Origin of the sequence: Arthrobacter sp. SRS-W-1-2016, from assembly GCF_002009585.1 — a bacterium.
GTDB lineage: Bacteria > Actinomycetota > Actinomycetes > Actinomycetales > Micrococcaceae > Arthrobacter > Arthrobacter bambusae_A.
The window spans coordinates 38,330-61,201 of the sequence record NZ_MTPV01000068.1; the positions used below are offsets into that span (position 1 = coordinate 38,330).

The 22,872-nt window shown below is 64.9% G+C and carries 21 protein-coding genes; 16 read left to right on the forward strand and 5 right to left on the reverse strand.

What is annotated here, in order from left to right:
- Nucleotides 1–11: 11 nt before the first annotated feature.
- Complete coding sequence (locus tag BMF89_RS18805; RefSeq protein ID WP_078108587.1) at nt 12–575, reverse strand: DUF1697 domain-containing protein; 564 nt, start codon at nt 573–575, stop codon at nt 12–14.
- 69 nt (nt 576–644) lie between these two features.
- Nucleotides 645–1,364, reverse strand: coding sequence for an IclR family transcriptional regulator (locus BMF89_RS18810; RefSeq protein WP_028264661.1), 720 nt, complete (start codon nt 1,362–1,364; stop codon nt 645–647).
- A gap of 112 nt (nt 1,365–1,476) precedes the next feature.
- Here BMF89_RS18810 and leuC point away from each other — a divergent pair, with 112 nt between their 5' ends.
- The 6 genes from leuC to BMF89_RS18840 all read left to right on the forward strand — a co-directional run bounded on the left by leuC (nt 1,477) and on the right by BMF89_RS18840 (nt 8,268).
- The gene (gene leuC, locus BMF89_RS18815; RefSeq protein WP_078108588.1) at nt 1,477–2,931 is read left to right on the forward strand and encodes a 3-isopropylmalate dehydratase large subunit; all 1,455 of its coding nucleotides are present in this window, start codon (nt 1,477–1,479) and stop codon (nt 2,929–2,931) included.
- A gap of 10 nt (nt 2,932–2,941) precedes the next feature.
- A complete protein-coding gene (gene leuD / locus BMF89_RS18820; protein ID WP_078108589.1) occupies nt 2,942–3,544 on the forward strand; it encodes a 3-isopropylmalate dehydratase small subunit in 603 nt (200 codons plus the stop codon).
- A 350-nt stretch (nt 3,545–3,894) separates the two neighbouring features.
- Nucleotides 3,895–5,220 (forward strand): UDP-N-acetylglucosamine 1-carboxyvinyltransferase, encoded by a 1,326-nt coding sequence (gene murA, locus BMF89_RS18825; RefSeq protein WP_059387657.1) that lies wholly within the window; start codon nt 3,895–3,897, stop codon nt 5,218–5,220.
- A gap of 11 nt (nt 5,221–5,231) precedes the next feature.
- A complete protein-coding gene (locus BMF89_RS18830; RefSeq protein ID WP_078108590.1) occupies nt 5,232–6,008 on the forward strand; it encodes a lysophospholipid acyltransferase family protein in 777 nt (258 codons plus the stop codon).
- Nucleotides 6,005–7,057 carry an NAD(P)H-dependent glycerol-3-phosphate dehydrogenase gene (locus tag BMF89_RS18835; protein WP_078108591.1) on the forward strand — a complete coding sequence of 351 codons (1,053 nt, stop codon included), beginning with the start codon at nt 6,005–6,007 and terminating at the stop codon, nt 7,055–7,057. Before BMF89_RS18830 ends, BMF89_RS18835 begins: the two co-directional genes overlap by 4 nt.
- Nucleotides 7,058–7,146: 89 nt before the next feature.
- On the forward strand, nt 7,147–8,268 hold the full coding sequence (locus tag BMF89_RS18840; protein WP_078108626.1) for a D-alanine--D-alanine ligase family protein: 1,122 nt from the start codon (nt 7,147–7,149) through the stop codon (nt 8,266–8,268).
- 38 nt (nt 8,269–8,306) lie between these two features.
- On the opposite strand, the gene BMF89_RS18845 is transcribed toward BMF89_RS18840, so the two are convergent.
- A complete protein-coding gene (locus BMF89_RS18845) occupies nt 8,307–8,822 on the reverse strand; it encodes a DUF3515 family protein (RefSeq protein WP_078108592.1) in 516 nt (171 codons plus the stop codon).
- Between the two features lie 97 nt (nt 8,823–8,919).
- Between BMF89_RS18845 and thiL the strand changes: the two genes are divergently transcribed.
- From thiL to rsmD, 4 genes are read left to right on the forward strand one after another with little or no spacing between them, the layout of a single operon-like run.
- Nucleotides 8,920–9,933 carry a thiamine-phosphate kinase gene (thiL, locus tag BMF89_RS18850; protein WP_078108593.1) on the forward strand — a complete coding sequence of 338 codons (1,014 nt, stop codon included), beginning with the start codon at nt 8,920–8,922 and terminating at the stop codon, nt 9,931–9,933.
- A 22-nt stretch (nt 9,934–9,955) separates the two neighbouring features.
- The gene (locus BMF89_RS18855) at nt 9,956–10,993 is read left to right on the forward strand and encodes a DAK2 domain-containing protein (protein ID WP_078108594.1); all 1,038 of its coding nucleotides are present in this window, start codon (nt 9,956–9,958) and stop codon (nt 10,991–10,993) included.
- Nucleotides 10,983–13,262: an ATP-dependent DNA helicase RecG gene (locus BMF89_RS18860; RefSeq protein WP_078108595.1), complete on the forward strand. Its 2,280-nt coding sequence runs from the start codon at nt 10,983–10,985 to the stop codon at nt 13,260–13,262. Before BMF89_RS18855 ends, BMF89_RS18860 begins: the two co-directional genes overlap by 11 nt.
- Nucleotides 13,263–13,313: 51 nt before the next feature.
- Nucleotides 13,314–13,880 carry a 16S rRNA (guanine(966)-N(2))-methyltransferase RsmD gene (gene rsmD, locus BMF89_RS18865; protein ID WP_078108596.1) on the forward strand — a complete coding sequence of 189 codons (567 nt, stop codon included), beginning with the start codon at nt 13,314–13,316 and terminating at the stop codon, nt 13,878–13,880.
- A gap of 40 nt (nt 13,881–13,920) precedes the next feature.
- On the opposite strand, the gene BMF89_RS18870 is transcribed toward rsmD, so the two are convergent.
- Both BMF89_RS18870 and BMF89_RS18875 read right to left on the reverse strand, forming a co-directional pair.
- A complete protein-coding gene (locus BMF89_RS18870) occupies nt 13,921–14,709 on the reverse strand; it encodes a fused MFS/spermidine synthase (protein ID WP_139359739.1) in 789 nt (262 codons plus the stop codon).
- A gap of 2 nt (nt 14,710–14,711) precedes the next feature.
- Nucleotides 14,712–16,001, reverse strand: coding sequence for an aminotransferase class I/II-fold pyridoxal phosphate-dependent enzyme (locus BMF89_RS18875; RefSeq protein ID WP_078108628.1), 1,290 nt, complete (start codon nt 15,999–16,001; stop codon nt 14,712–14,714).
- Nucleotides 16,002–16,047: 46 nt separating this feature from the next.
- Between BMF89_RS18875 and coaD the strand changes: the two genes are divergently transcribed.
- The 6 genes from coaD to smc all read left to right on the forward strand — a co-directional run bounded on the left by coaD (nt 16,048) and on the right by smc (nt 22,869).
- The gene (coaD, locus tag BMF89_RS18880; RefSeq protein ID WP_078108597.1) at nt 16,048–16,548 is read left to right on the forward strand and encodes a pantetheine-phosphate adenylyltransferase; all 501 of its coding nucleotides are present in this window, start codon (nt 16,048–16,050) and stop codon (nt 16,546–16,548) included.
- Between the two features lie 131 nt (nt 16,549–16,679).
- Complete coding sequence (locus BMF89_RS18885; RefSeq protein WP_059387665.1) at nt 16,680–17,207, forward strand: DUF177 domain-containing protein; 528 nt, start codon at nt 16,680–16,682, stop codon at nt 17,205–17,207.
- Nucleotides 17,208–17,239: 32 nt separating this feature from the next.
- A complete protein-coding gene (gene rpmF / locus BMF89_RS18890; protein ID WP_028264646.1) occupies nt 17,240–17,443 on the forward strand; it encodes a 50S ribosomal protein L32 in 204 nt (67 codons plus the stop codon).
- Nucleotides 17,444–17,465: 22 nt separating this feature from the next.
- A complete protein-coding gene (gene rnc / locus BMF89_RS18895) occupies nt 17,466–18,197 on the forward strand; it encodes a ribonuclease III (protein ID WP_078108598.1) in 732 nt (243 codons plus the stop codon).
- Nucleotides 18,198–18,203: 6 nt separating this feature from the next.
- Nucleotides 18,204–19,169 carry a bifunctional DNA-formamidopyrimidine glycosylase/DNA-(apurinic or apyrimidinic site) lyase gene (mutM, locus tag BMF89_RS18900; RefSeq protein ID WP_078108599.1) on the forward strand — a complete coding sequence of 322 codons (966 nt, stop codon included), beginning with the start codon at nt 18,204–18,206 and terminating at the stop codon, nt 19,167–19,169.
- Nucleotides 19,170–19,275: 106 nt separating this feature from the next.
- A complete protein-coding gene (smc, locus tag BMF89_RS18905) occupies nt 19,276–22,869 on the forward strand; it encodes a chromosome segregation protein SMC (protein WP_171983556.1) in 3,594 nt (1,197 codons plus the stop codon).
- Nucleotides 22,870–22,872: the final 3 nt, after the last annotated feature.

The window sequence follows — 22,872 nt, forward strand, 5'->3', positions numbered from 1 at the left end:
ACGGGTGGCGCTCAGGTGGTCTTTTGGAGGGCTTCCGCGGCGTCCCTGACTTTGATGAGCGTGCGCAGGTTCCGGGTGGTAGTGCTCGCTTTATAACGCGCCTTGGCGGCGAGCTTGCTGAAGGGGCTATCCAGGGTGCCTCCCGCCGGGGCGAGCCATGCCGAGGCCTCGGGACCCAGCCGGACATGCTCGACGCCGCCTTGCCCTGGTGCCCCGAGAGCCGTGCCGGCGTCGAATAGTTCATCCAACATGGCAGTGTCAGAGGCGAGGGTGATGTAGCTGTGCGTGGCTTTGTCGTCGGCCGGGTAGGGGCAGGCTTCGACTAGTTCGGCGACCCTTTCGGCGGTCAGGACCACCACCCAGGCGTCGTAGCCAAAGGCTTCCCTCAGGCACTTCTCAAACTGCTCCTTGACTCCCGCGGCGTCGAGCTCGCTCTTGAGTACCGCGTTGCCACTGGCCAGCAGTGTCTTGACGTCATTGAAGGGATACGCCGCGAGGGCCGCTTTGAGGTCGGCCATTTTGATGTTGATCCCGCCCACGTTGATCCCGCGCAGGAACACTGCAAAGCTGTTCATGCGCCTACCCTACCTGCGCCCCTCGACGAGAGGGGCGCCGCGGCGAAGCAGTCGGGAAACGGGACGCGGCTAGTCGTTGTTTTTACGCAGGGCTTCGGTCAATACCCGGGCGGCGTTGCAGACGACTTCGGCGTGGAGTCTTCCGGGCTGGCGGGTCAGGCGCTCGATGGGGCCGGAGATGGATACCGCGGCAATGACGCGGCCGGAAGGGCCGCGCACGGGTGCGGACACCGAGGCGACGCCAGGCTCGCGTTCGCCGAGGCTCTGGGCCCAGCCCCGGCGTCGTACTCCCGCCAGGACGGTGGGCGTAAAGCGGGCGTTCTGGAGTCCGTCCAAGAGGCGGTCGTGGTCTTCCCACGCCAACAGGATCTGGGCGGCGGAGCCGGCCTTCATGGAGAGCTGGGTGCCCACGGGAATGGTGTCGCGCAGGCCGATCGGGCGTTCCGCCGAAGCGACGCAGACACGCCAGTCGCCCTGGCGGCGGAAGATCTGGGCGCTTTCGCCCGTGGCGTCCCTCAATTGGATCAGGACAGGGCCGGCGGAAGCGATGAGCCGGTCTTCGCCGGCTGCCGAGGCAAGCTCGACAAGGCGGCTGCCGAGGACGAAGCGTCCTTGGATATCGCGGCTCACAAGGCGGTGGTGGACGAGTGCCAGCGCCAGTCGGTGCACGGTGGGGCGGGCCAGTCCCGTTGCTGCCACAAGTTGAGCCAAGGTGGTTGGCCCCGCCTCAAGTGCGTCGAGCACTTGGGCTGCTTTATCGATGACGCCGACTCCACTAGAATTGTCCATGTAATGATATTGCCGTCTCAATATCTGAGATGCAAGTTGTTTCACTGGCGCAGTTCGGATCGCTGATGTTCAGTGGAAGTAGTCAAGCCAACCGCAGCGAAGGGAGCAGGCCGTGGGAAAGACACTGGCCGAGAAAGTTTGGGATGCGCACGTGGTGCGCAAGGGCGAAGGCGAAGGAGCCAACGCCCAGCCCGATCTTCTGTTCATCGACCTGCACCTCGTGCATGAGGTGACCTCCCCGCAGGCCTTCGAGGGCTTGCGCCTCGCCGGACGCCCCCTGCGCCGCCCCGACCTCACCATCGCCACGGAGGACCACAACACGCCGACCCTGGACATCGACAAGCCGATCGCCGACCTGACCAGCCGGACGCAGATCCAGACCCTGCGCAACAACTGCAAGGAGTTCGGAGTCCGCCTGCACTCGCTCGGCGACGCCGAGCAGGGCATCGTGCATGTTGTCGGCCCGCAGCTGGGCCTCACCCAGCCCGGCATGACGGTTGTCTGCGGCGATTCGCACACCTCGACCCACGGTGCCTTCGGGGCACTCGCGATGGGCATCGGCACCTCCGAGGTGGAACACGTCATGGCCACCCAGACGCTGTCCCTCAAGCCGTTCAAGACCATGGCCATCAACGTCGAAGGCACCCTGCGCCCAGGCGTGTCGGCAAAGGACATCATCCTGGCAGTCATCGCCAAGATCGGCACCGGCGGTGGCCAGGGCTACGTCCTCGAGTACCGCGGCTCGGCCATCCGGGCCCTTTCCATGGATGCCCGCATGACCATCTGCAACATGTCCATCGAGGCCGGCGCCCGCGCCGGACTGGTGGCTCCGGACCAGACGACGTACGACTACATGTACGGCCGCCCGCACGCCCCGCAGGGCGAGGAGTGGGATGCCGCCGTCGAATACTGGAACACGCTGCACACTGACGATGACGCCGCTTTCGATGTCGAGGTGGACCTCGACGCCGATACCTTGGAGCCGTTCGTGACCTGGGGGACCAACCCGGGCCAGGGGATTTCGCTCAACGAAGCCGTGCCCTTCCCCGCGGACTTCGGTGACGAGAACGCCAAGCTGGCCGCGGAACGGGCCCTGCAGTATATGGGTCTCGAAGCCGGCACGCCCATGAAGGACATCCGGGTGGACACGGTCTTCCTGGGCTCCTGCACCAACTCCCGCATCGAGGACCTCCGTGCCGCGGCCGACGTCATCCGCGGACGGGAAAAGGACCCGAAGGTCCGGATGCTGGTGGTTCCCGGTTCGGCTCGTGTCCGCCTGGAAGCCGAAGCCGAGGGCCTGGACAAGGTGTTCAAGGAATTCGGCGCTGAATGGCGCTTCGCCGGCTGCTCCATGTGCCTGGGCATGAATCCGGACCAGCTGGAACCGGGGGAGCGCTGCGCGTCCACCTCGAACCGCAACTTCGAAGGCCGCCAGGGCAAGGGCGGCCGCACCCACCTGGTTTCGCCGGTCGTCGCCGCAGCCACGGCAGTACGCGGAACGCTGAGCTCGCCTTCGGACCTGGAGCCCGCCTCTGTTTCCGCATCCACCACCACCGACGCCGCCTAGGAGGATCCCCATGGAAAAGTTCACCACCCACACCGGCATCGGTGTCCCGCTGCGCCAGAGCAATGTTGACACCGACCAGATCATTCCAGCGGTCTACCTGAAGCGGATCACGCGTACCGGTTTCGAAGACGCCCTGTTCTCGGCGTGGCGCAAAGACCCGTCCTTCATCCTGAACCAGGAACCCTTCAACGCGGGCTCCGTGCTTGTGGCGGGACCCGATTTCGGTACCGGTTCGTCCCGCGAGCACGCGGTCTGGGCATTGAAGGACTACGGGTTCAAAGCTGTATTGTCTTCCCGGTTCGCGGATATTTTCCGCGGCAACTCGGGAAAGCAAGGGCTCTTGGCGGCCGAGCTTGCCCAGGACGACATCGAGCTCATCTGGAAGGTCCTCGAAAACGCGCCCGGCACCGAAGTCAAGGTGGACCTCGTGTCCAAGACGGTTGAGTGCGGTAACGTCGTGGCACCCTTCGAGATCGATGACTACACCCGTTGGCGCCTCCTCGAGGGCCTGGATGACATCGGGCTGACGCTCCAGCACGAGGAAGACATCACGGCCTACGAGGCCACGAGGCCTTCCTTCAAGCCGAAAACCCTCCCCGCGCGAATCCAGTAGCTCGCATCAACGAGCTTCTGCGCCGTGAAAGGACCGGCGCACCCGAAGGAACGGGTGCGCCGGTCCTTTTCATGTGCGTGGCACTCCGGTTGGCCGGGCACGAACGCGGGGTCACTTACGGCCCATGCCGGGCGGCAACATGGGCCGTAAGTGACCCCGCGTCGCGGAAAGGCCAGCCCGCCGCGTCGTATGTGGAGAAGTCCGCCATGCAATGCCGATTCCGTCCCCTTCAGCACCAGCAAACCCGCCTTCGCCACGCCCCTCCATTTCGAATCGGTAACGTCAGCTTTTATGCTTAGCTGGAGCCTTCGTAAGTGTGGGGGCATCAACTCGTGAGGAAACCGGTATAGATGAGTAGTGTTCTGACAATCCGCGGCGGCGTCCCCTTGACCGGCCGCGTCACCGTCAGAGGTGCCAAGAACCTTGTTCCCAAGGCCATGGTGGCTTCCCTCCTCGGCAACGAACCCTCGGTGCTGAGGAACGTTCCGGAGATCAAGGACGTGGAGGTCGTCACCAGCCTGTTGCAGCTTCATGGCGTGACTGTCCAGAAGGATCCCGTCACCGGCGATCTCACCCTGGACCCCAAGAATGCGAAGACTGCGTCCAGTACCGCTATCGACGCACACGCCGGCGACTCCCGCATCCCGATCCTGCTGTGCGGTCCGTTGATCCATGCCATCGGCGAAGCATTCATTCCCGATCTCGGCGGCTGCAAGATCGGCGACCGGCCGATCGACTACCACTTGAACGTGCTCCGCCAGTTTGGCGCCGTCGTCGAAAAGCGCCCGGGTGGCATCCACATCTCCGCTCCCAAGGGCCTCCATGGCGCGAAGATCTCCCTCCCGTACCCGTCGGTGGGAGCTACGGAGCAAGTCCTGCTGAGCGCCACGCGCGCAGAGGGCATCACCGAACTCAGCGGTGCCGCCACCGAACCGGAAATCATCGACCTCATCGCTGTGCTCCAGAAGATGGGCGCCATCATCAGCGTCCAGACCGATCGCACCATCCGGATCGAAGGCGTCCGCGACCTGGGCGGCTACGACCACCGCGCCCTGGCAGACCGCAATGAATCGGCGTCGTGGGCTTCGGCCGCCTTGGTGACGCGTGGAGACATCTTTGTTGAAGGTGCTTCCCAGCGGGACATGATGACTTTCCTCAACACCTACCGCAAGGTGGGCGGCGGCATGGACATCCGCGAGGACGGCATCCGCTTCTACCACCCCGGCGGAAAGCTGAGCCCCCTCGTCCTTGAAACGGACGTGCACCCGGGCTTCATGACCGATTGGCAACAACCACTCGTGGTCGCCTTGACGCAGGCTGAAGGCGTATCGATCGTCCACGAAACCGTGTACGAGAACCGTTTCGGCTTCACCGACGCGCTGACCCGCATGGGCGCAACCATCCAGGTCCACCGCGAATGCCTTGGAAGCGTGCCATGCCGCTTCGGCCAGCGCAATTTCCTGCATTCCGCCGTCGTCTCGGGACCTACTCCGCTGCGGGGCACCGACATTGACATTCCCGACCTCCGTGGCGGATTCAGCCACCTTATTGCGGCGCTTGCCGCGACCGGTACGTCCAGGGTGACCGGGATCGACATCATCAACCGAGGCTACGAGCGTTTCACTGAAAAGCTCGCCGGGCTGGGCGCCGATTTCGACCTCACCGAATCCAAGTAACGGGGGATACCTTGAAGGAATCGGCCCAGAGCCGTGCCATGTTCGCTGTTCTTGCGGGAGTTGCGCGACCGCTCATGAACATCCTCATGGCAAAGAAGTGGGAGGGGACCGAAAAGCTTCCCGCGCGTGGCTTCATTGCGGCTCCGAACCACTGCACCGAAATCGACCCGATTGTGGTGGGGCACATGCTCTACAACATGAAGCGTCCACCGCATTTCCTCGCGAAAGCCGGCCTCTTCAAGGTCCCCGTCCTGGGTAACCTTTTGCGCGCTGCGAACCAGATTCCCGTGGAGCGCTCGACGGCGGGCGCGAACCGTTCGTTGCAAGCCGCCCAGGAAGTGGTGGATGCCGGCGGTGCCATCATCATTTACCCTGAGGGCACGCTGACGCGCGATCCTGATTTGTGGCCGATGAAGGGTCACACGGGCGCGGCGCGCCTGGCGCTCCAGACCGGTGCTCCCGTGGTTCCCATCGCCCATTGGGGTGCCCAAGAGGTGTTCCCCCGGTACGCCAAGCGCCTGCATGTCTTCCCACGGAAGACTTCCCGCATCTTGGTCGGCGATCCGATTGATCTCGGCGCTTTTGAAGGCCGACCGCTGGATCGGGCTACCCTGGTTGAGGCTACGGACGTCATCATGGACGCCATCACGGAGCTCCTTGCAACCTTGCGCGGGGAGGAACCGCCCAAGGAACGCTGGGACCCTGCCGCCCACAACCAGTCCAAGCACGGTCGCTTCCAAGCGACTGAAGGAACCTCGGGCGCCGACGCCACGGACGGACAGAAGTGACCTCCGGGGAAGAACTCATAGGCGATAACGGTGTTGTCGCCGTGCTTGGCGCGGGATCCTGGGGTACCACATTCGCGAAAGTCCTGGCGGATGCTGCGATAGCCACCGGTGCGGAGCGGATCATCCGGATTTGGGGCCGGCGGGACGAAGTGGTTGCCCAGATCAACACGGAGCACCGTAACGCCCAGTACCTGAAAGACATTGCGCTGCCCGATTCCATCACGGCCTCCACGGATGTGGCCGAAGTCCTTGCGGGCGCCGGGATCGTCATTCTGGCCGTGCCGGCGCAGTCGCTTCGGCTTCAACTGCGCAAATGGAAACCACTCGTCGCCCCCGGCGCCGTGGTCGTTTCCCTCATGAAGGGCCTTGAACTCGGTACCGATTCCCGCATGAGCCAAGTGATTTCCGAGGAACTCGACATTCCGCAGGAACGGGTCGCCGTCGTTTCAGGCCCCAACCTGGCAATGGAGATCGCGCGCCGGGAACCCACGGCCTCCGTGGTGGCATGCAGCGACGAAACAACGGCTGCATCATTCGCGCTCTACTGCACCGCGCCGTACTTCCGCCCCTACACGAGCAACGACGTGGTCGGCGTCGAAATCGGGGGAATCGTGAAAAACGTGATCGCCCTCGCCGTCGGCATCTGCGAAGGCAAGCAAATGGGCGACAATACCAAGGCATCCGTGATCACTCGCGGCCTTGCGGAAACCTCCCGGTTGGCGCTTGCCCTCGGTGGCGAGGCACGCACCATGGCTGGCCTCGCCGGGCTCGGAGACCTCGTTGCCACCTGCTCTTCGCCCTTGTCCAGGAACCATACGGCAGGACGCTTGCTCGGCGAAGGTTTGACGCTGGAACAGGTCACCGAGCGCATGACCCAGACGGCGGAAGGCATCAAATCCGGGTACGCTGTCTACGAACTAGCCGGAAAACTCGGCGTCGACATGCCGATCACCGCGGCCGTGGTAGCCGTCCTCGAAGGCAAACTGTCCGTTGATGAACTTGGGCCCAGACTCCTGGCCCGCTCCCTGAAGTCCGAAGGCGATTACTGACTGTGACCGAAGAATCCCTGTCTGCCGGAACTGCCGAGACTGCCGCTTCCACCGGAAGTGCCGAATCCACCGGAACTGCCGAGTCTGCGATGCCGGCCGCTCACCGGCGGCCCCGCGTCGCCGTGCTCTTTGGCGGTCGGTCCAGCGAACACGCAGTCAGTTGCGTGACGGCGGCCGGCGTCATGGGCGCCATCGACAAAGACAAGTACGACGTCGTCCCCATCGGGATTGCCAAGTCGGGCCAGTGGGTGATCCCCTCCGCTGACATCAGCCAGTGGTCGCTGAGCGCAACGGCCTTGCCTGAGGTGCCTCCTTCGGGGAAGACCGTCACCCTCGCCGAGGTGGGTGGAGCCCACCAATTGATCGTCACGGCGCCGAACGCCGTGCCTGAGGAACTTGGTTCCGTGGACGTCGTGTTTCCGCTCCTGCACGGGCCCTGGGGAGAGGACGGCACCATCCAGGGTCTTTTGGAGCTTTCCGACACCCGCTATGTGGGAGCCGGAGTGCTGGCATCCGCCGTCGGCATGGACAAGCATTTCATGAAGGTCGTTTTCGAGGCCGCGGGCCTTACGGTGGGGCCGTATGTGGCAGTCACTGACCGTGATTGGATCAACGACGCCGAAGCCGTGCGCAAGCGTGTTGACCGCCTCGGCTTTCCCGTGTTCGTGAAGCCCGCCCGGGCCGGTTCCTCGATGGGGATCTCCAAGGTTGACTCGATGGACGGATTGGATGCCGCCATCGACGAGGCACGGAGGCACGACCTCAAGCTCGTGATCGAGGCCGGCATTGTGGGCCGCGAAATCGAGTGCGCCGTCCTGGAAGGACGAGGCACCGCGGTCCCGCGAACCTCCATGCCCGGGGAGATCGCCGTAGCTCCAGGCGAACACGAGTTCTACGACTTCAACGCCAAATATGTGGAGGACGGCGCCGCAGCCCTGAGCTGCCCGGCCGATATTCCCGCCGAGGCCATTGCACGCGTCCGTGAGCTCGCTGCGGCTGCCTTCGACGCTGTCGGTGCAGAAGGCCTCAGCCGCGTGGACTTTTTCTACACGCCGGACGGCGAACTCATCATCAATGAAATCAATACGATGCCCGGATTCACCCCGAAGAGCATGTATCCGCAAATGTGGGCGGCCTCCGGGCTTGGCTACGCCGAGTTGATCGACGAGCTCATCTACCTGGCGCTCAACCGCAAAACCGGCCTGCGCTGACAGCAGGCTGTCGCTGACAGCCTGCTGCGGCACGCCTGCTACTTGCCGGGGGCGCCGGTGGGCAGGTTCTGCAGCAGCTCAGGCTGGCCGACGCACTTGCGGACTGCCTTGATCTTCGACGCCGCCGGTGCAAGGTCCGCAAGGACCGTGGCGGAGCTGATCTTGTTCGGGTCCATGAGGATCTCCGTGGCGGGCTCGCGACCATACGTGGTCAGGGTCCATACCGGGTTGCCTTCCTTGATGACCCAGTCGACGTCGTTCACGGTGACGCAGCGGTCCGTGGTGGGGCCGGGCACATTGACCCCGCAACGCAGAATCAGCACCGACGGGTCGCCCCATGCCGCCGTGGCCTGGCTATTGGTCTTCCGCAGCGCGGCATCGCCGATCGTGTCCGGGAGCGCCACCATCATGGGCGCGCAGGCGGCGTTCGCGGCATCGGCCGCGGGCTGGACGTCGACCACGGGGGAGCAGGCTGCAAGGCTGAGGACCGAAACCGCCGCGGCTGTCAATGAACAGAGGACGCGAACGTACACAGCGGCTTTCGTTTGTTGCATTGATCAAGCCTATCGCGGCTGCGGCAAGCCGAGGATCGGAGCAACGGGCGCCAGCGGACAGCCCTTTGATGTCGGCGGTTCGCGATAGCGTAGAGCTGTGTCCATAGAACAACAGACTGTCGGTGAGCTCTCCGAAGGGGAGCTCCTCGCACGCATCTTTCCGCGCCTGAAGCACAGCAGCAGCGTGCTGCTCGGGCCGGGCGACGACGCCGCCGTCGTCGCTGCCCCGGACGGCCGGACCCTGATTTCCATCGACACCCAGACCCAGGACCAGGACTTCCGGCTGAAATGGAACAACGGATACCGGACCACCGGGTATGACGTCGGCTGGAAGTCGGCGGCACAGAATCTCAGCGACATCAACGCGATGGGCGGCACTGCCGTATCCCTCGTCGTCAGCCTGACGATGCCGCCCGGAACTCCGGTCCTGTGGGTCGAGGACTTCGCCGACGGCCTGACGGCCGGCATCGTCGGACTGGGGGCACCCGATTGTTCAGTCGCCGGGGGAGACCTCGGCCGTGGCCGCGAAATCGCGGTGACCGTCGCCGTCGTCGGGACGATGCATGGGCTTCCTGCCGTCCTCCGCTCCGGGGCCCGTCCCGGTGACACCCTGGCCCTTGCCGGAACTGTGGGACGCGCTGCAGCGGGACTTGCCCTCCTCGAAAGCACCATACCCGTGGGCCAGCTGAACGCTGCCCAGCGCGCACTCATGGACAGCCAGTGCCGGCCGCAGCCGCCCCTCGCCGCAGGACCGCTGGGTGCCAAGGCAGGAGCAACCGCCATGATGGATGTCTCGGACGGGCTCCTGCGCGACGCCGGCCGCCTCGCCGTAGCCAGCGGCGTCGTCCTCGACCTCGACCCCATCGCGCTCAAGGCCCTCGCCACTCCCTTGGAAGCTGCCTCGGCTCCCCTTGGCCTCGATCCCATGGAATGGGTCCTGGGTGGCGGAGAGGACCATGGACTGCTGGCGACATTTCCAGCAAATGTTCAGCTACCTTCCGGCTTCACTGCGATAGGCTCGATCCAGGCCGTTGCCGAAGGACAGCACAGCGGCGTCCGGATAGCGGGAATGCCCGCTGACACCGCGGGATGGGATCACTTTGCAGACTAAGATTGCCGCCAATACGCACGCCATGAAGCGGTGGCTTGGCAAAGCTGAGACGACGCTCGGGAACCACAGCGACCGTCTCAACGCCATCAACATCTTCCCGGTGGCAGATGGCGACACCGGAACCAACCTCTACCTCACCGTCCGCGCCGCTGCCGCAGCTTTCTCTGATCGTTCCACGACGGACGAGCCGGTCAACGATGTCGGCGTCGTTCTGGCCGTGGCGGGGCGGGCGGCCATGGAACAGGCCCGTGGGAACTCCGGGACACTCTTTGCCGTCTTCTTATGCGCACTGGCTGAGCCGCTGGCAGGGCACGCGCGCCTTAGTGCGCCGCTCCTTGCCGCCGCCTTGAACCGGGCCCAGATCCGGGCTTGGTCGGCCTTGAGCGAGCCTGTACCGGGCACCATGCTTTCCGTCCTCGAAGCTGCCGCGAGGGCAGCCGGCGAATGCGATACCGCGCACAACGGGGATGACAGCAACCAGGCGCTCGGCCTGGCCCTCGACGCCGCCGTCAACGCCGCGCTGGATGCGGTGGTGCAAACCGAGGACCAACTTGCCACGCTGCACGCCGCCCGGGTAGTGGACGCGGGCGGGGTAGGCATGTTGCTGATCCTGGACTGCCTCCGTTCGGCCGTGCTCGGCGAGGAACTCCAGGATGAGCTCCTGGACGGGCTGCACGGCTATGACCTGCAGGATCCGCATATCCACGCCGGGATGCCCGCCGACGACGGCGTCGAAGTCATGTGCACCATCAGCCTTTCACCATTGGCCGCTGCCACGCTCCGCCAGCGATTGGACGAACTCGGCGACTCCGTCATCATGAGCCAGGTGGGCAGCGCGAGCAACCCGTCGGGATCGAACGGTGCCGGGGACGACGACGATGACGATGAGGACGCTGCGGAAGCCAGCTACCGCTGGCGCGTGCACGTTCACGTTCCGGACGCTGAAGCCGCTGTGGCCGTCATCCGCTCACTCGGCGACCCCACCGACATCTCCGTCAGCCAGCTCTCGATGCCGCGCGACCCAGGCCTTCCGGCAGGCCAGCACGGGCATGAATACTGAGCTCCACCTTCCCCTCGAGCGGCGGATCGGCAAACGCTCCGCGTCCGTCATCGGGAAGCACCTTGGCCTGGACACTGTCGGGGAACTGCTGAACTACTTTCCCCGCCGTTACTTGAACCGTGGGGAGCTGACGCCCATCAGTAAACTGCCGTTGGATGAAGAGGCCACCCTCATTGCCAGGGTCCTGTCCAACTCAACCCGGCAAATGCGGGCACGCCGGGGATCGTTGACGGACGTCGTGGTCACGGACGAGGCCAGCGGCGAACAGATCCCCGGAACATTGAAGATCAGTTTCTTCAACGGCTTCCGCGCCCGCAGCGAACTGCAGCCGGGGCGCCGCGTGATGTTCTCAGGCAAGGTGAGCCGCTACGGCGGATCCCTGGGCATGACCAATCCGGACTTCATGCTCCTCGACGAGGACCCGGAGCTAGGCGGTTCCGTCGATCCGGAAAAGCTGGCTGCCATGCCCGTTCCCGTGTATCCGGCCACCGCGAAACTCACCAGTTGGTCCATCCACAAGGTCATCACGACGCTGCTGGACACCATCGACGTGGACAGCATCGAGGATCCGCTGCCTGCCGAAATCGCGTCCCGGGAGAAGTTCCTGGCGGTGGGGGAGGCGTATCGGCTGATCCATTCCCCGGAAACGGCAGCGGACTGGCAGCGTGCCCGTGACCGTTTCCGCTACCAAGAGGCACTCGTTCTGCAGGCTGCGCTGGCGCGGCGCCGGGCCCAGTTGGCTGCCGAGGAGGCCACCGCCCGGCGGCCGTTGCCCGAAGGGCTCCTTGCCGCCTTCGACCGGCAGCTTCCGTTCACGCTGACTGCCGGCCAGGCCGCCGTGGGAAAGACGCTTTCCCACGAGCTGGCACAGGACTCGCCCATGAACCGCCTGCTGCAGGGCGAGGTTGGTTCCGGAAAAACGATCGTGGCCTTGCGGGCCATGCTGCAAGTGGTGGACGCCGGCGGACAGGCTGCACTGCTGGCACCCACGGAGGTCCTCGCGGCACAGCACTTCGATTCCATTCGGAGGACCCTGGGCCCGCTGGCGCGCGACGGGTTGTTCGGCGGCGCCGGGATGCTGGGTGGCGCCGGATCGTTGGACGGCGGGCCGGGGAGCGGCCCCGGGTCGGTCCAGGTCGCCTTGCTGACGGGCTCCATGCCGACGGCTGCCCGCAAGCAGGCCATGCTGGACGCGGCGTCGGGCAACGCCGGCATCGTGATCGGCACCCACGCACTGTTGAGCGACAAGACCTCTTTCCAGGACCTCGGCCTGATTGTGGTGGATGAGCAGCACCGCTTCGGGGTGGAGCAGCGCGACGCCCTGCGGGCCAAGGCCAACCGGCCGCCGCACCTGCTGGTGATGACTGCCACCCCGATCCCGCGCACGGTTGCCATGACCGTCTTCGGCGATCTTGAGACGTCCGTGCTCGACGAACTTCCAGCGGGCCGGGCACCCATCTCCACCCACGTCGTCGGACTCGCGGAGAATCCGGGCTGGGCGGCCAGGATCTGGAAACGCTCGCGGGAAGAAATCGACGCCGGTCACCAGGTGTACGTTGTTTGTCCCAAGATCGGAGACGACGACGACGGCGACTTCAGCCCGGGCGAAGCGGAGCCAAGCGACGCCGGACTTTCGGACGAGGGCCCGGCGCGCGAGCTCGCTTCGGTGACCGCCGTCGTAGAAACTCTCGGCCAGGAGCCGGTCCTGCGCGGCGTCCGGGTGGAGCCCCTTCACGGACGGCAGGATCCGGCGCTCAAGTCCGAAACCATGGCCTCGTTCACCGCCAACCAGACCCAGTTGCTGGTGTCCACCACCGTCATCGAGGTGGGCGTGGACGTCCACAACGCCACGCTGATGGTGATCCTTGATGCCGACCGCTTCGGCATTTCCCAACTCCACCAGCTCCGCGGGAGGGTGGGCCGGGGCGGTCTTCCGGGCACATGCCTGCTGGTCACGACGCTCGAACCCGGCCACCCCAGCCGCAGGCGCCTTGACGCCGTAGCGTCCACTACCGACGGCTTCGAACTTTCCCAGGAAGACCTCAAGCTGCGCCGCGAGGGAGACATCCTCGGCGCCTCGCAATCCGGCGGGCGCTCCACGCTTAGACTGTTGCGGGTCCTGGAGCATGAGGACGTGATCGCCCGCGCCCGCACGGATGCCCAGGGGCTCGTTGCCAACGATCCCGGGCTTGAGGGCCAGCAGGCCCTGGCCGCCGCAATTGACGAATATCTGAACCCCGAAAAGGAGGCGTTCCTTGAACGCGGCTAAGGATTCCAATCCGGAAGGCACCTCGGTGTGCGCAGCCCCGGGGCTTGGCCGATGAGCAGGATCATTGCCGGCGTGGTCGGTGGCAACCCGCTGGTCAGCGTCCCCGGAAACGCCACCAGGCCCACGACGGACCGCGTCAAGGAAGCCTTGTTCTCGCGGCTCGAGGCGCTCGACGCCATCGACGATGCCCGGGTTCTGGATCTTTATGCGGGTTCGGGTTCGCTCGGCATCGAAAGTGCCAGCCGGGGCGCGCGCTCTGCCGAACTCGTGGAATCTGATGCACGCGCCTCCGAGGTCTGCCAGCGGAACGCAGACATGGCCAACCAGGTCCTGGGACGCAGGATTGTCTCCGTCACTCGTTCCAAAGTGGAGTCCTTCCTGGAACGCGCGGCGGATGACGTCCTCTGGGACCTCGTGTTCCTGGATCCGCCCTATCCCTTGGATGAGCCTTCCCTGAAGGCAGTCCTCGCCAAGCTCGCCTTCCACCTCGATGAAGGCGCGGTGGTGGTCGTCGAGCGTTCCTCACGGTCTCCCGAACCGGACTGGCCGGACACCTTGGAACGGTTTGCCGACAAGAAGTACGGCGAAACCAAGCTCTGGTTCGCCGAACCCGTCTAGCGCAGTGCCGGCAGGTCCGGCGCTGGCCCGATAGGCGGCGCTAGCTGGAAATCCGGTCCAACTCCACACCGCTCAACACGGCTGCCGGGTGCGGCCCCCGGGCCAGGAGTTCCGCTGTCCACTCGGCGGGCCAGGGCCGGCGCGTTCCCACCAGGATGATGTTGCCGGGGTAGCGGCCGGCGAACATGCCGCTCTCGGCGAACGCAGCAACGTCGGGCAGCGCCCTGCGCATCGCGGCGACCTGGCTGCGTACCAGGGTCAGGGCCGCTTCGTCGCCGACGTTGACGATGAGCACTCCCTCGGGCCGGAGCCGCGCCGCGGCCTCTTCGTAGAACTCCTGGCAGGCGATATGCGCAGGAGCCTCCGGACCGGAGAAGATGTCCAGGATCACGACGTCGAACTCGAGTTCCGCGGGCAGCTCGGCGAGGGCTTCCCGCGCGTCGCCGATATGGGTCTCCAAACGGGTGCCGTCGGGCATGGGCAACTTCTGCAGCACGAAGTCGAGCAATTCACGTTCGAGCTCGACGGCGTGCTGTTCCGAACCGGGCCTCGTCGCCTCGATGTAGCGGGCCAGGGTCAAGGCCCCCGCTCCGAGGTGCAGGGCGGTGATGGCTTGCCCGGCTGGCGCTGCGAGATCCACCACATGGCCGATCCTGCGGAGGTACTCGTAGAAGATTTCCGCCGGTTCCGCGAGATTGACATGGGATTGTTCTGCGTCGCCGATGCGCAGGATGTAGGCGCCGTCGATCAAGGTGTCGGTTTCGATCGCGGCATGTTGGCCGGTGGTCCGGAGGAAACGCCGCCCCTCGTGGATTTGCCCGGCGGACATGGTCAAAGCTTGTCCCGCAGGGTGGCCAGTCTGGCGGCGGCTTCTTCCAGTACTTCGGTCTTCTTGCAGAACGCGAATCGGAGCAGGCTGCGCGTCCTCTCCGCGCCTTCCGGGTGGCAAAACACCGGAACGGGAATGGCCGCCACTCCGACGAGCTCCGGCAGCCTTCGTGCCAGGTCCACGGAGTCGCTGATGCCGAGGGGCGCGGTGTCCACGTTGATGAAGTATGTTCCCTGCGGAGTGTAGACGCCGAAGCCGGCGGCCCGTAGTCCCTCGGCCAGGATGTCCCGCTTGTGCTGGAGGGCGGACGCGATGCCGGCGTAGAACTCATCGGGCAAGGCAAGGCCTACAGCAATCGCACTTTGGAAAGGGGTTCCGGAACTGTAGCTGAGGAATTGTTTGACGGTGCGGATCGCCGCTACCAGATGGGCAGGTCCGCTGAGCCATCCGATCTTCCAACCGGTGAAAGAGAAGGTCTTGCCGGCCGAGGAAATCGTGACGCTTCGCTCGGCCGCTCCGGGGATGCCGGCGATCGGAAGGTGCTGCACGCCGAAGGTGAGGTGCTCGTAGACTTCGTCGCTGAGGATCACGGCGTCGTATTTCCGGGCGAGCTCGACGACGCGTTCCAGCACCTCGCGAGGGAAGACCGCGCCCGTGGGATTGTGCGGGTTGTTGAGGAGGACAACCTTGGTGCGTTCACTGAATGCCGATTCCATGGCATCCACGTCCGGAAGGAAGTCCGGTGCCAGCAGGGGAGCGGTCACGTGCTTGGCCCCGGCAAGCCCGATGATGGCGCCGTAGGAGTCGTAGAAGGGCTCGAAGGTGAGGACCTCGTCGCCCGGTTCGATGAATGCGAGCAGTGACGCGGCGATGGCTTCAGTGGCCCCGGTGGTCACGATGACCTCGGTCTGCGGGTCCGGGGTCAGTCCGTAGAAGCGTTCCTGGTGCGCAGCGACGGCTTCGCGGAGCTCAGGGATGCCTTTGCCGGGCGCGTACTGGTTGGCTCCCGCCGTAATCGCGGCTTGGGCCGCTGCCCTGATTTCCGCGGGGCCGTCCTCGTCCGGGAATCCCTGGCCCAGGTTGATGGCGCCGGTGGACAGTGCCAGGGTGGTCATTTCTTCGAAGATGGTCACTCCGAGGCTGCCGTCGGCCGAAAGCAGGTTGGCTCCGCTGGCGGCTCGCTGCCAAGGCGCGGCGGACGTGTTCTGGCTGAGAGAGGCCGGGCTCGTCACTGTGGGGCTGCCTTCCTGGGGTGCTGGCTTCCGGCTCCTCCGGCCCGCCGTTCCAGCCATGGTATCGCCATAGTGCCTGCGGCCCCGGATGGGGTAGGTTCGAACCATGAGACGCGCTGTGTGCCCTGGCTCCTTCGACCCCATCCACAACGGACATTTGGAAGTCATCGCGAGGGCCGCCGGCTTGTTCGATGAAGTCGTCGTTGCTGTGTCCACCAACTACGCCAAGAAGTACCGCTTCAGCCTGGAAGAGCGCATGGACATGGCCCGGGAGACACTGGCTTCCTTGCGGGGGATCATCGTGGAGCCCATGGGTGAGGGACTGCTCGCCGAATACTGCAGGCACCGGGGAATTTCGGCGATTGTGAAGGGCCTGCGTTCGTCCTCGGATTTTGACTACGAACTTCCCATGGCCACCATGAACCGCCAGTTGTCCGGCGTCGAGACTGTCTTCCTTCCGGCGGAGGCCCACTACCTGCACTTGTCGTCCACGCTCATCAAGGAAATCTCCCTCCTCGGCGGCGATGTCTCCGATTTCGTGCCCAAATCGGTGCTCAGGAGGCTCCTCGCTGGCGGGTCGGCTGCGGAGCAGCCGCACAACGGGTAAGCTGGATCGGTACCTCGGGCAGAACGCGTTGCAATTGACCCGGTTTGAGTCCGTTCACGCGTTCAGGCTAAGATGGTACGTCGGTCATATGTTCTACAGGAGTTCTCATTAAGCGAGATGCAAGTTCGCCTTTGACGCTGGACGTCAAGGACCTCGGACGTAGTCCAGGAAGCATGCGGACGCTCACGGAACATGTACCCGCGCCAAGTGACCTTGGCGTGGCACTCATTGGCGTTCAGGAAGGCTCGGATATCGAGCTCGACCTGAGGCTTGAGGCCGTACACGAAGGAATTCTGGTATCTGGAACCGTATTCGCTGAAGTCAAGGGCGAATGCGGACGATGCCTGGATCCCCTTGCGTATGACCTTGAGGTCAATGTGCAAGAACTTTTCTTCTATGAGGGCGTGGAGCTTTCGGACGAAGAAGACGATGAAGAGCAACGTCGAGTCGAGCACGATCTAATCGATCTTGAACCGGTGTTGCGGGACGCGGTTGTAACCATGCTGCCGTTCCAGCCGGTGTGCCGGGAAGACTGCCAGGGCCTCTGCTCAATATGCGGAGTGCGTCTGGAAGACGAGCCGGGGCACCACCACGAGGACCTGGATCCTCGCTGGGCTGCCCTAGCTGAACTGGCTAAGACCGACCGGCAAACTGATTAGTAAGTGCTGACTAAAAGAGAAATGAGATAGCCGTGGCTGTTCCCAAGCGGAAAATGTCTCGCGCAAATACACGCGCCCGCCGTGCCCAGTGGAAGGCAACTGCCCCCAACTTGGTCAAGACCATCGAAAACGGCCAGGTTGTTTACAGCCTGCCGCACCAGGCAAAGGTCGTCACCGACTCCGCCGGGACTGCGCTGTTCCTTGAATACAAGGGCCGCAAGGTCGCAGACGTCTAAATCCGCCACAAGGCTGACAAGGATGTCTTCAACTGAAGAGCTTCTGAAGCGTCTCGGTGTCTCCATTGACGCCGAGACGCTTCGTCTTGCTCTGACACATCGTTCATACGCGTATGAAAACGGCGGGATTCCCACCAATGAGCGCCTCGAATTCCTGGGCGACTCCATCCTGGGCTTTTCCGTGACCGATTCGCTGTACCGCGACAACCCTGCACTCCCGGAAGGCGAACTGGCGAAGCGACGCTCCGCCGTCGTCAGCACCCGCGCCCTCGCAGGTATCGGCCGGGATCTCGGCATCGGCGAATTCATCTACCTCGGGCAGGGCGAGAGGCTCACCGACGGTAAGAACAAATCGTCAATTCTTGCCGACACCATGGAAGCGCTCATCGGCGCCACTTATCTTTCCAACGACATTGAGACCGCCCGGCAGCTCGTCATGCGGCTCGTTGGTCCTTTGCTCAAGGACGCCGCAGCCCTTGGGGCCGGCACCGACTGGAAGACCAGCATGCAGGAGCTTGCCGCCAGCCGTCAGCTCGGGTCCATCTACTATGCCGTCGAAGGCTCCGGTCCGGACCACGCCCGCACCTTCGAAGCCGTCCTCCAGATCGGCGGCACCGCCTACGGCAAAGGCGCCGGCCACTCCAAGAAGGAAGCCGAGCAGGAAGCCGCCGCAGACGCGTGGCGCACGCTGAACAGCAAGGTCACGCTGAACAGCAAAGCCGACGCTCCGGCTGATCCTGCGCACAGCGCCTGATTCCACATGCCGGAACTGCCCGAAGTCGAAGTGGTCCGCCGCGGCCTGGCACGTTGGGTGCGCGGCCGGACCATCACTGCGGTGGAGGTCCTGGACCCCCGCTCGATCCGCCGCCACGCGTTGGGCACGGAAGACTTTATCGGCAACCTTGAGAACTCCACGGTTTTGGACGTCGTCCGCCGCGGCAAGTTCCTGTGGATGCCCCTGCGGACCGAGGAACCCGGCGGCACAGCAAGTACCCCCGAAGCGCTTCCCGGAGTCGCGCTGATGGCGCACCTCGGCATGAGCGGGCAGCTCCTCATGCAGGATCCCGGGGTTCCCGATGAGAAGCACCTCAAAGTCCGTCTCCGCCTCAGCAGTGCGGACGGCATGCCTGAGCAGCTGCGGTTTGTGGACCAGCGGATCTTCGGCGGACTCTTTGTCACCTCGCTTGTACCGACGCCCGACGGCGGTCCCGGCGGCCAGGGCGAGACGCCCCTTCCGGAAATTGCCGAAGAAGCCTCGCACATCGCCCGCGATCCTTTGGATCCGCACTTTTCCTTCGACGACTTCTACCGCAAGGTCAAATCCCGCAAGACCGGGCTCAAGCGGGCCTTGTTGGACCAGGGAGTCATCTCGGGGATAGGCAACATCTACGCCGATGAATCCCTCTGGCGGGCCAGGCTGCACTACGCCAAGCCGACAGACACCCTCAAGCGGGCCGATGCGCTGAGGCTCGTCGACGCCGCTAAGGACGTCATGAGCGACGCCCTCGCCGCCGGTGGGACGAGCTTCGATTCGCTCTACGTCAATGTCAATGGAGCTTCGGGATATTTCGCCCGGTCCCTGGATGCCTATGGCCGGGCGGGCGAGCCGTGCAGGCGTTGTTCCGCAGCCGGACTTCCGGGTGTCATCAAACGCGAGCAATTCATGAACCGCTCCTCGTACACGTGCCCGATCTGCCAGCCGAAGCCGCGCAACGGCCGCTGGTAGCAAGGATTCGCGGGTTTGCCCCGCAAATCCGCGGATTTCCGCCGTCGGGCAGTAGATTTAGGCCGTAAAGCAGCCACTGCCGCCATTGAAAGTGATCCGAAACACCTTGCATCTGAAAAGTTTGACTGTCCGGGGATTCAAGTCGTTCGCGTCGGCCACGACGTTCGACTTCGAGCCGGGCGTCACCGCCGTTGTCGGCCCCAACGGTTCGGGCAAGTCCAATGTGGTTGACGCGCTGGCCTGGGTCATGGGCGAACAAGGCGCCAAGACCCTGCGCGGCGGCAAAATGGAAGACGTCATCTTCGCCGGCACCTCGGGGCGGCCGCCTCTGGGCAGGGCGCACGTTGCGCTGACGATCGACAACGCCGACGGCGCCCTCCCGATCGAATACAGCGAAGTCACCATTTCCCGCACACTGTTCCGGACCGGCGGCTCCGAGTACGCCATCAACGGCGCGCCATGCCGCCTCCTGGACATCCAGGAACTTCTCTCCGATTCAGGGCTCGGCCGGGAAATGCATGTGATCGTGGGGCAGGGGCAGCTGGACCGTGTCCTGCACGCCACGCCCGAGGACCGCAGGGGATTCATTGAGGAAGCCGCCGGCATCCTCAAGCACCGGCGTCGCAAGGAAAAGACCGTCCGCAAGCTGGAGGCCATGCAGGCGAACCTCCAGCGCCTTGGCGATCTCACGGCGGAAATCCGCCGTCAACTGACGCCTCTGGGCAAACAGGCCGAAGTCGCCCGCCGCGCGCAGACCGTGCAGTTCGATGTCCGCGACGCAAAATCCAGGCTGTTGGCCGATGATCTTGTCCAGCTCACCCGGGCGCTGGAGAAGGACGTGGCCGACGAAGCCGCGTTGAAAGAGCGCCGCGAGGTAGTCGAATCGGAGCTCGGCGCAGGCCGCCAACGGCAGATCCGCCTTTTGCAACTCGCGGCTGAGGCCACACCCAGGCTCAACGCTGCCAGGGACAACTGGTACCAGCTCTCCGCTGCGAGGGACCGGCTTCGCGCCCTCGGATCACTCGCTACCGAACGCCGCCGCCTCCTCGGTGCCTCCGATGTTGCCCCGGATTCAGGCCGCGACCCGGACCACCTGGACCGGCAGGCAGCCCGGGTCCGGCAGGAGCAGTCGGAGCTGGAGCACGACATCCTGGCGAAGCAAGCGGGCCTCCTCGAGGCCACGGCAGCCAAACAGGAAGCCGAGCACCTGGCCGCGGCCGAGGACAAACGCCTGACAGCAGTGCTGCGGGCCGCAGCCGATCGCCGTGAAGGCCTTGCGAAACTCGTCGGCCAGTTGGCTGCCGCACGCTCCCGGGCCGAAGCGGCCGAGGCTGAGCGGGGCAGGCTCAGGGACTCGTTGGCAGCCGGTGAAGAGCGGCGTCGCCACGCGCAAAGCGAGTTCACGGCCCTTGAGTCCCAAGTGGCCGGCGTTGAAGACGGCGAAGAAAGTCTCGACGCCGAATACGAGGACGCAAGCGCCCTTCTTGACGAAATCAACGCCGAGATCGAAGCGTTGAAAGCTGCCGAGCGCGACGAAGTCCGCGAACGCGATGCGCTCACCGCCCGCCGTGATGCACTGCAGCTTGGCCTCAACCGCAAGGATGGCTCTTCGCGTCTTCTGTCCTCGGACCACCCCGGCATCCTGGGTTCGCTTGCGTCCCTCGTGACGGTGGAGCCCGGGTACGAGACCGCCGTTGCCGCAGCGCTTGGAAGTGCTTCGGACGCGGTCGTGGTGGCCGACGGCGCGGGGGCCGTCGCCGCGATGCAGTTGTTGAAGGACGCCGACGCCGGACGTGCGTCTCTTTTGGTGGCAGGCGCGGTAAGCGCCGCGGATACAGGCTCCGGCCGGCAGGAATTGCCGACGCTGCCCGACGGTGTGCGCTGGGCCGCCGAGTTGGTCGCGACGGACGCTACGGAAGCGGTTGGTGCGCTGACCCTCCTGGCGCGCACCGCCGTCGTCGAGGACTTGCACGCGGCGGCAAGCCTCATTGCCGGCAACCCGGAGCTTACCGCGGTGACCCTCGAAGGCGACGTCTTCAGGGCCCTGACGGTGGACGGCGGATCGGCCACGGCGCCGTCCCTTCTTGAGGTCCAGGCCGCAGTGGACGACGCCGACACCCGGCTCCTGGAGCTCACTACCCGCCTTGAAAGGGGCAAGTTCGCCCTGGCTGGAGCCGAAGCCCGCCGTGCCGATGCCCAGGAACGAGCGAACGCGGCGCTCGACAAACTTCACGATTCGGATGCCCGCCTGGCTGCCGTCGCGGAACGGCTTGGCCATTTGAATTCCCAATTACGCAGCGCCGTCGCGGAACGCGATCGAATGGCCGAGTCCCTGGCCAAGGCCGAACTGAACATCGCCGTGGCAGAGGAATCCCTTGAGCTTGCGGCCGAGCGGCTGGCCGCGGCACAAGAGGCCCCGCAGGAGGAAGAGCCTTCCACGGAGCACCGCGATGCCTTGGCCATGGCCGCCAGTGATGCCCGGTCCCGTGAGATGGAAGTCAGGCTCGGGTTGCGGAGCGCCGAGGAACAGCTCGCCGCAACCAGCAACCGGGCTGCATCTCTCGAACGGGCCGCCGCGAGCGAACGGCGGGCACGCGAGGAGGCAGCGCGCCGGGCAATGCGCCGCAAAGCGCAAGCCGAGCGGGCCTCCGCCGTCGCTTCCGCCGTCGAACAGGCCATACGGTTCGTTGACGTTTCAGTGGATCTGGCAGCCCGCGACCGCGATGTCGCCGAGGGCGTCCGGGAGCAGCTCGAAAAGGAACTCGTTGATGTCCGGAGCAGCAACGAGAAATTGGCCCAGGAACTGGCCGGGCTGACGGATTCGGTCCACCGCGACGAACTCGCCCGGGCCCAGCAAAGGCTCCGGATTGAAGCTTTGGAAACGCGCGCCATCGAGGAGCTCGGCCTGTCAGCGGAACAACTCGTGGCCGATTTCGGTCCGGAGCAGCCCGTTCCCGTGCCGGCCGCTTCCGTCGACAAGTGGGCCGAACTCCGGGCGCCCGTGGACGAGGACGGGAACGCCATCGTGGAGGGTGTTCCCTTTGTCCGTGCCGAGCAGGAGAAACGGCTCCGCAAGGCCGAACGGGACCTCGCAGCCCTTGGCAAGGTGAACCCGTTGGCGCTTGAGGAATTTGCGGCACTCGAGGAACGGCACCAATTCCTGAGCACGCAGTTGGAAGACCTCAAGTCGAGCCGCAAAGACCTCCTGGACATCATCAAGGAAGTGGACAACCGCGTCCAGCAGGTCTTCGCCGAGGCCTTCGCCGATACCTCCAAGCAGTTCGACCACGTCTTTGCCCGGCTCTTCCCCGGCGGGGAGGGCAAACTGGTGCTGACGGACCCCGACGACATGCTGACCACCGGCATCGAGGTGGAGGCGCGGCCCGCGGGCAAGAAGATCAAGCGATTGTCCCTGCTTTCCGGCGGCGAACGGTCGCTGACAGCCGTCGCCTTGCTCGTGGCGATTTTCAAGGCGCGGCCTTCGCCTTTCTACGTCATGGACGAAGTGGAAGCCGCACTGGACGACACGAACCTGGGCAGGCTCATCACGATTTTCGAAGAGCTGCGGGAGTCCAGCCAGTTGATTGTCATTACGCACCAGAAGCGGACCATGGAAGTCGCGGACGCCCTCTACGGAGTGACAATGCGGGGCGACGGCGTGTCCACCGTCATCAGCCAGAGGCTCGGTGCCGAGGTCTAGCTT

Excerpts from the sequence above, each read along its gene's own strand:
- coaD (WP_078108597.1), top strand. The coding sequence starts at position 16,048 with ATGAGACGCGCTGTGTGCCCTGGCTCCTTCGACCCCATCCACAACGGA.
- murA (WP_059387657.1), top strand. The coding sequence starts at position 3,895 with ATGAGTAGTGTTCTGACAATCCGCGGCGGCGTCCCCTTGACCGGCCGC.
- rnc (WP_078108598.1), top strand. The coding sequence starts at position 17,466 with ATGTCTTCAACTGAAGAGCTTCTGAAGCGTCTCGGTGTCTCCATTGAC.
- rsmD (WP_078108596.1), top strand. The coding sequence starts at position 13,314 with ATGAGCAGGATCATTGCCGGCGTGGTCGGTGGCAACCCGCTGGTCAGC.
- BMF89_RS18805 (WP_078108587.1), bottom strand. The coding sequence starts at position 575 with ATGAACAGCTTTGCAGTGTTCCTGCGCGGGATCAACGTGGGCGGGATC.
- BMF89_RS18810 (WP_028264661.1), bottom strand. The coding sequence starts at position 1,364 with ATGGACAATTCTAGTGGAGTCGGCGTCATCGATAAAGCAGCCCAAGTG.
- BMF89_RS18845 (WP_078108592.1), bottom strand. The coding sequence starts at position 8,822 with ATGCAACAAACGAAAGCCGCTGTGTACGTTCGCGTCCTCTGTTCATTG.
- mutM (WP_078108599.1), top strand. The coding sequence starts at position 18,204 with ATGCCGGAACTGCCCGAAGTCGAAGTGGTCCGCCGCGGCCTGGCACGT.
- BMF89_RS18870 (WP_139359739.1), bottom strand. The coding sequence starts at position 14,709 with ATGTCCGCCGGGCAAATCCACGAGGGGCGGCGTTTCCTCCGGACCACC.
- BMF89_RS18855 (WP_078108594.1), top strand. The coding sequence starts at position 9,956 with ATGAAGCGGTGGCTTGGCAAAGCTGAGACGACGCTCGGGAACCACAGC.
- BMF89_RS18860 (WP_078108595.1), top strand. The coding sequence starts at position 10,983 with ATGAATACTGAGCTCCACCTTCCCCTCGAGCGGCGGATCGGCAAACGC.
- BMF89_RS18840 (WP_078108626.1), top strand. The coding sequence starts at position 7,147 with ATGCCGGCCGCTCACCGGCGGCCCCGCGTCGCCGTGCTCTTTGGCGGT.
- BMF89_RS18875 (WP_078108628.1), bottom strand. The coding sequence starts at position 16,001 with ATGGCTGGAACGGCGGGCCGGAGGAGCCGGAAGCCAGCACCCCAGGAA.
- leuD (WP_078108589.1), top strand. The coding sequence starts at position 2,942 with ATGGAAAAGTTCACCACCCACACCGGCATCGGTGTCCCGCTGCGCCAG.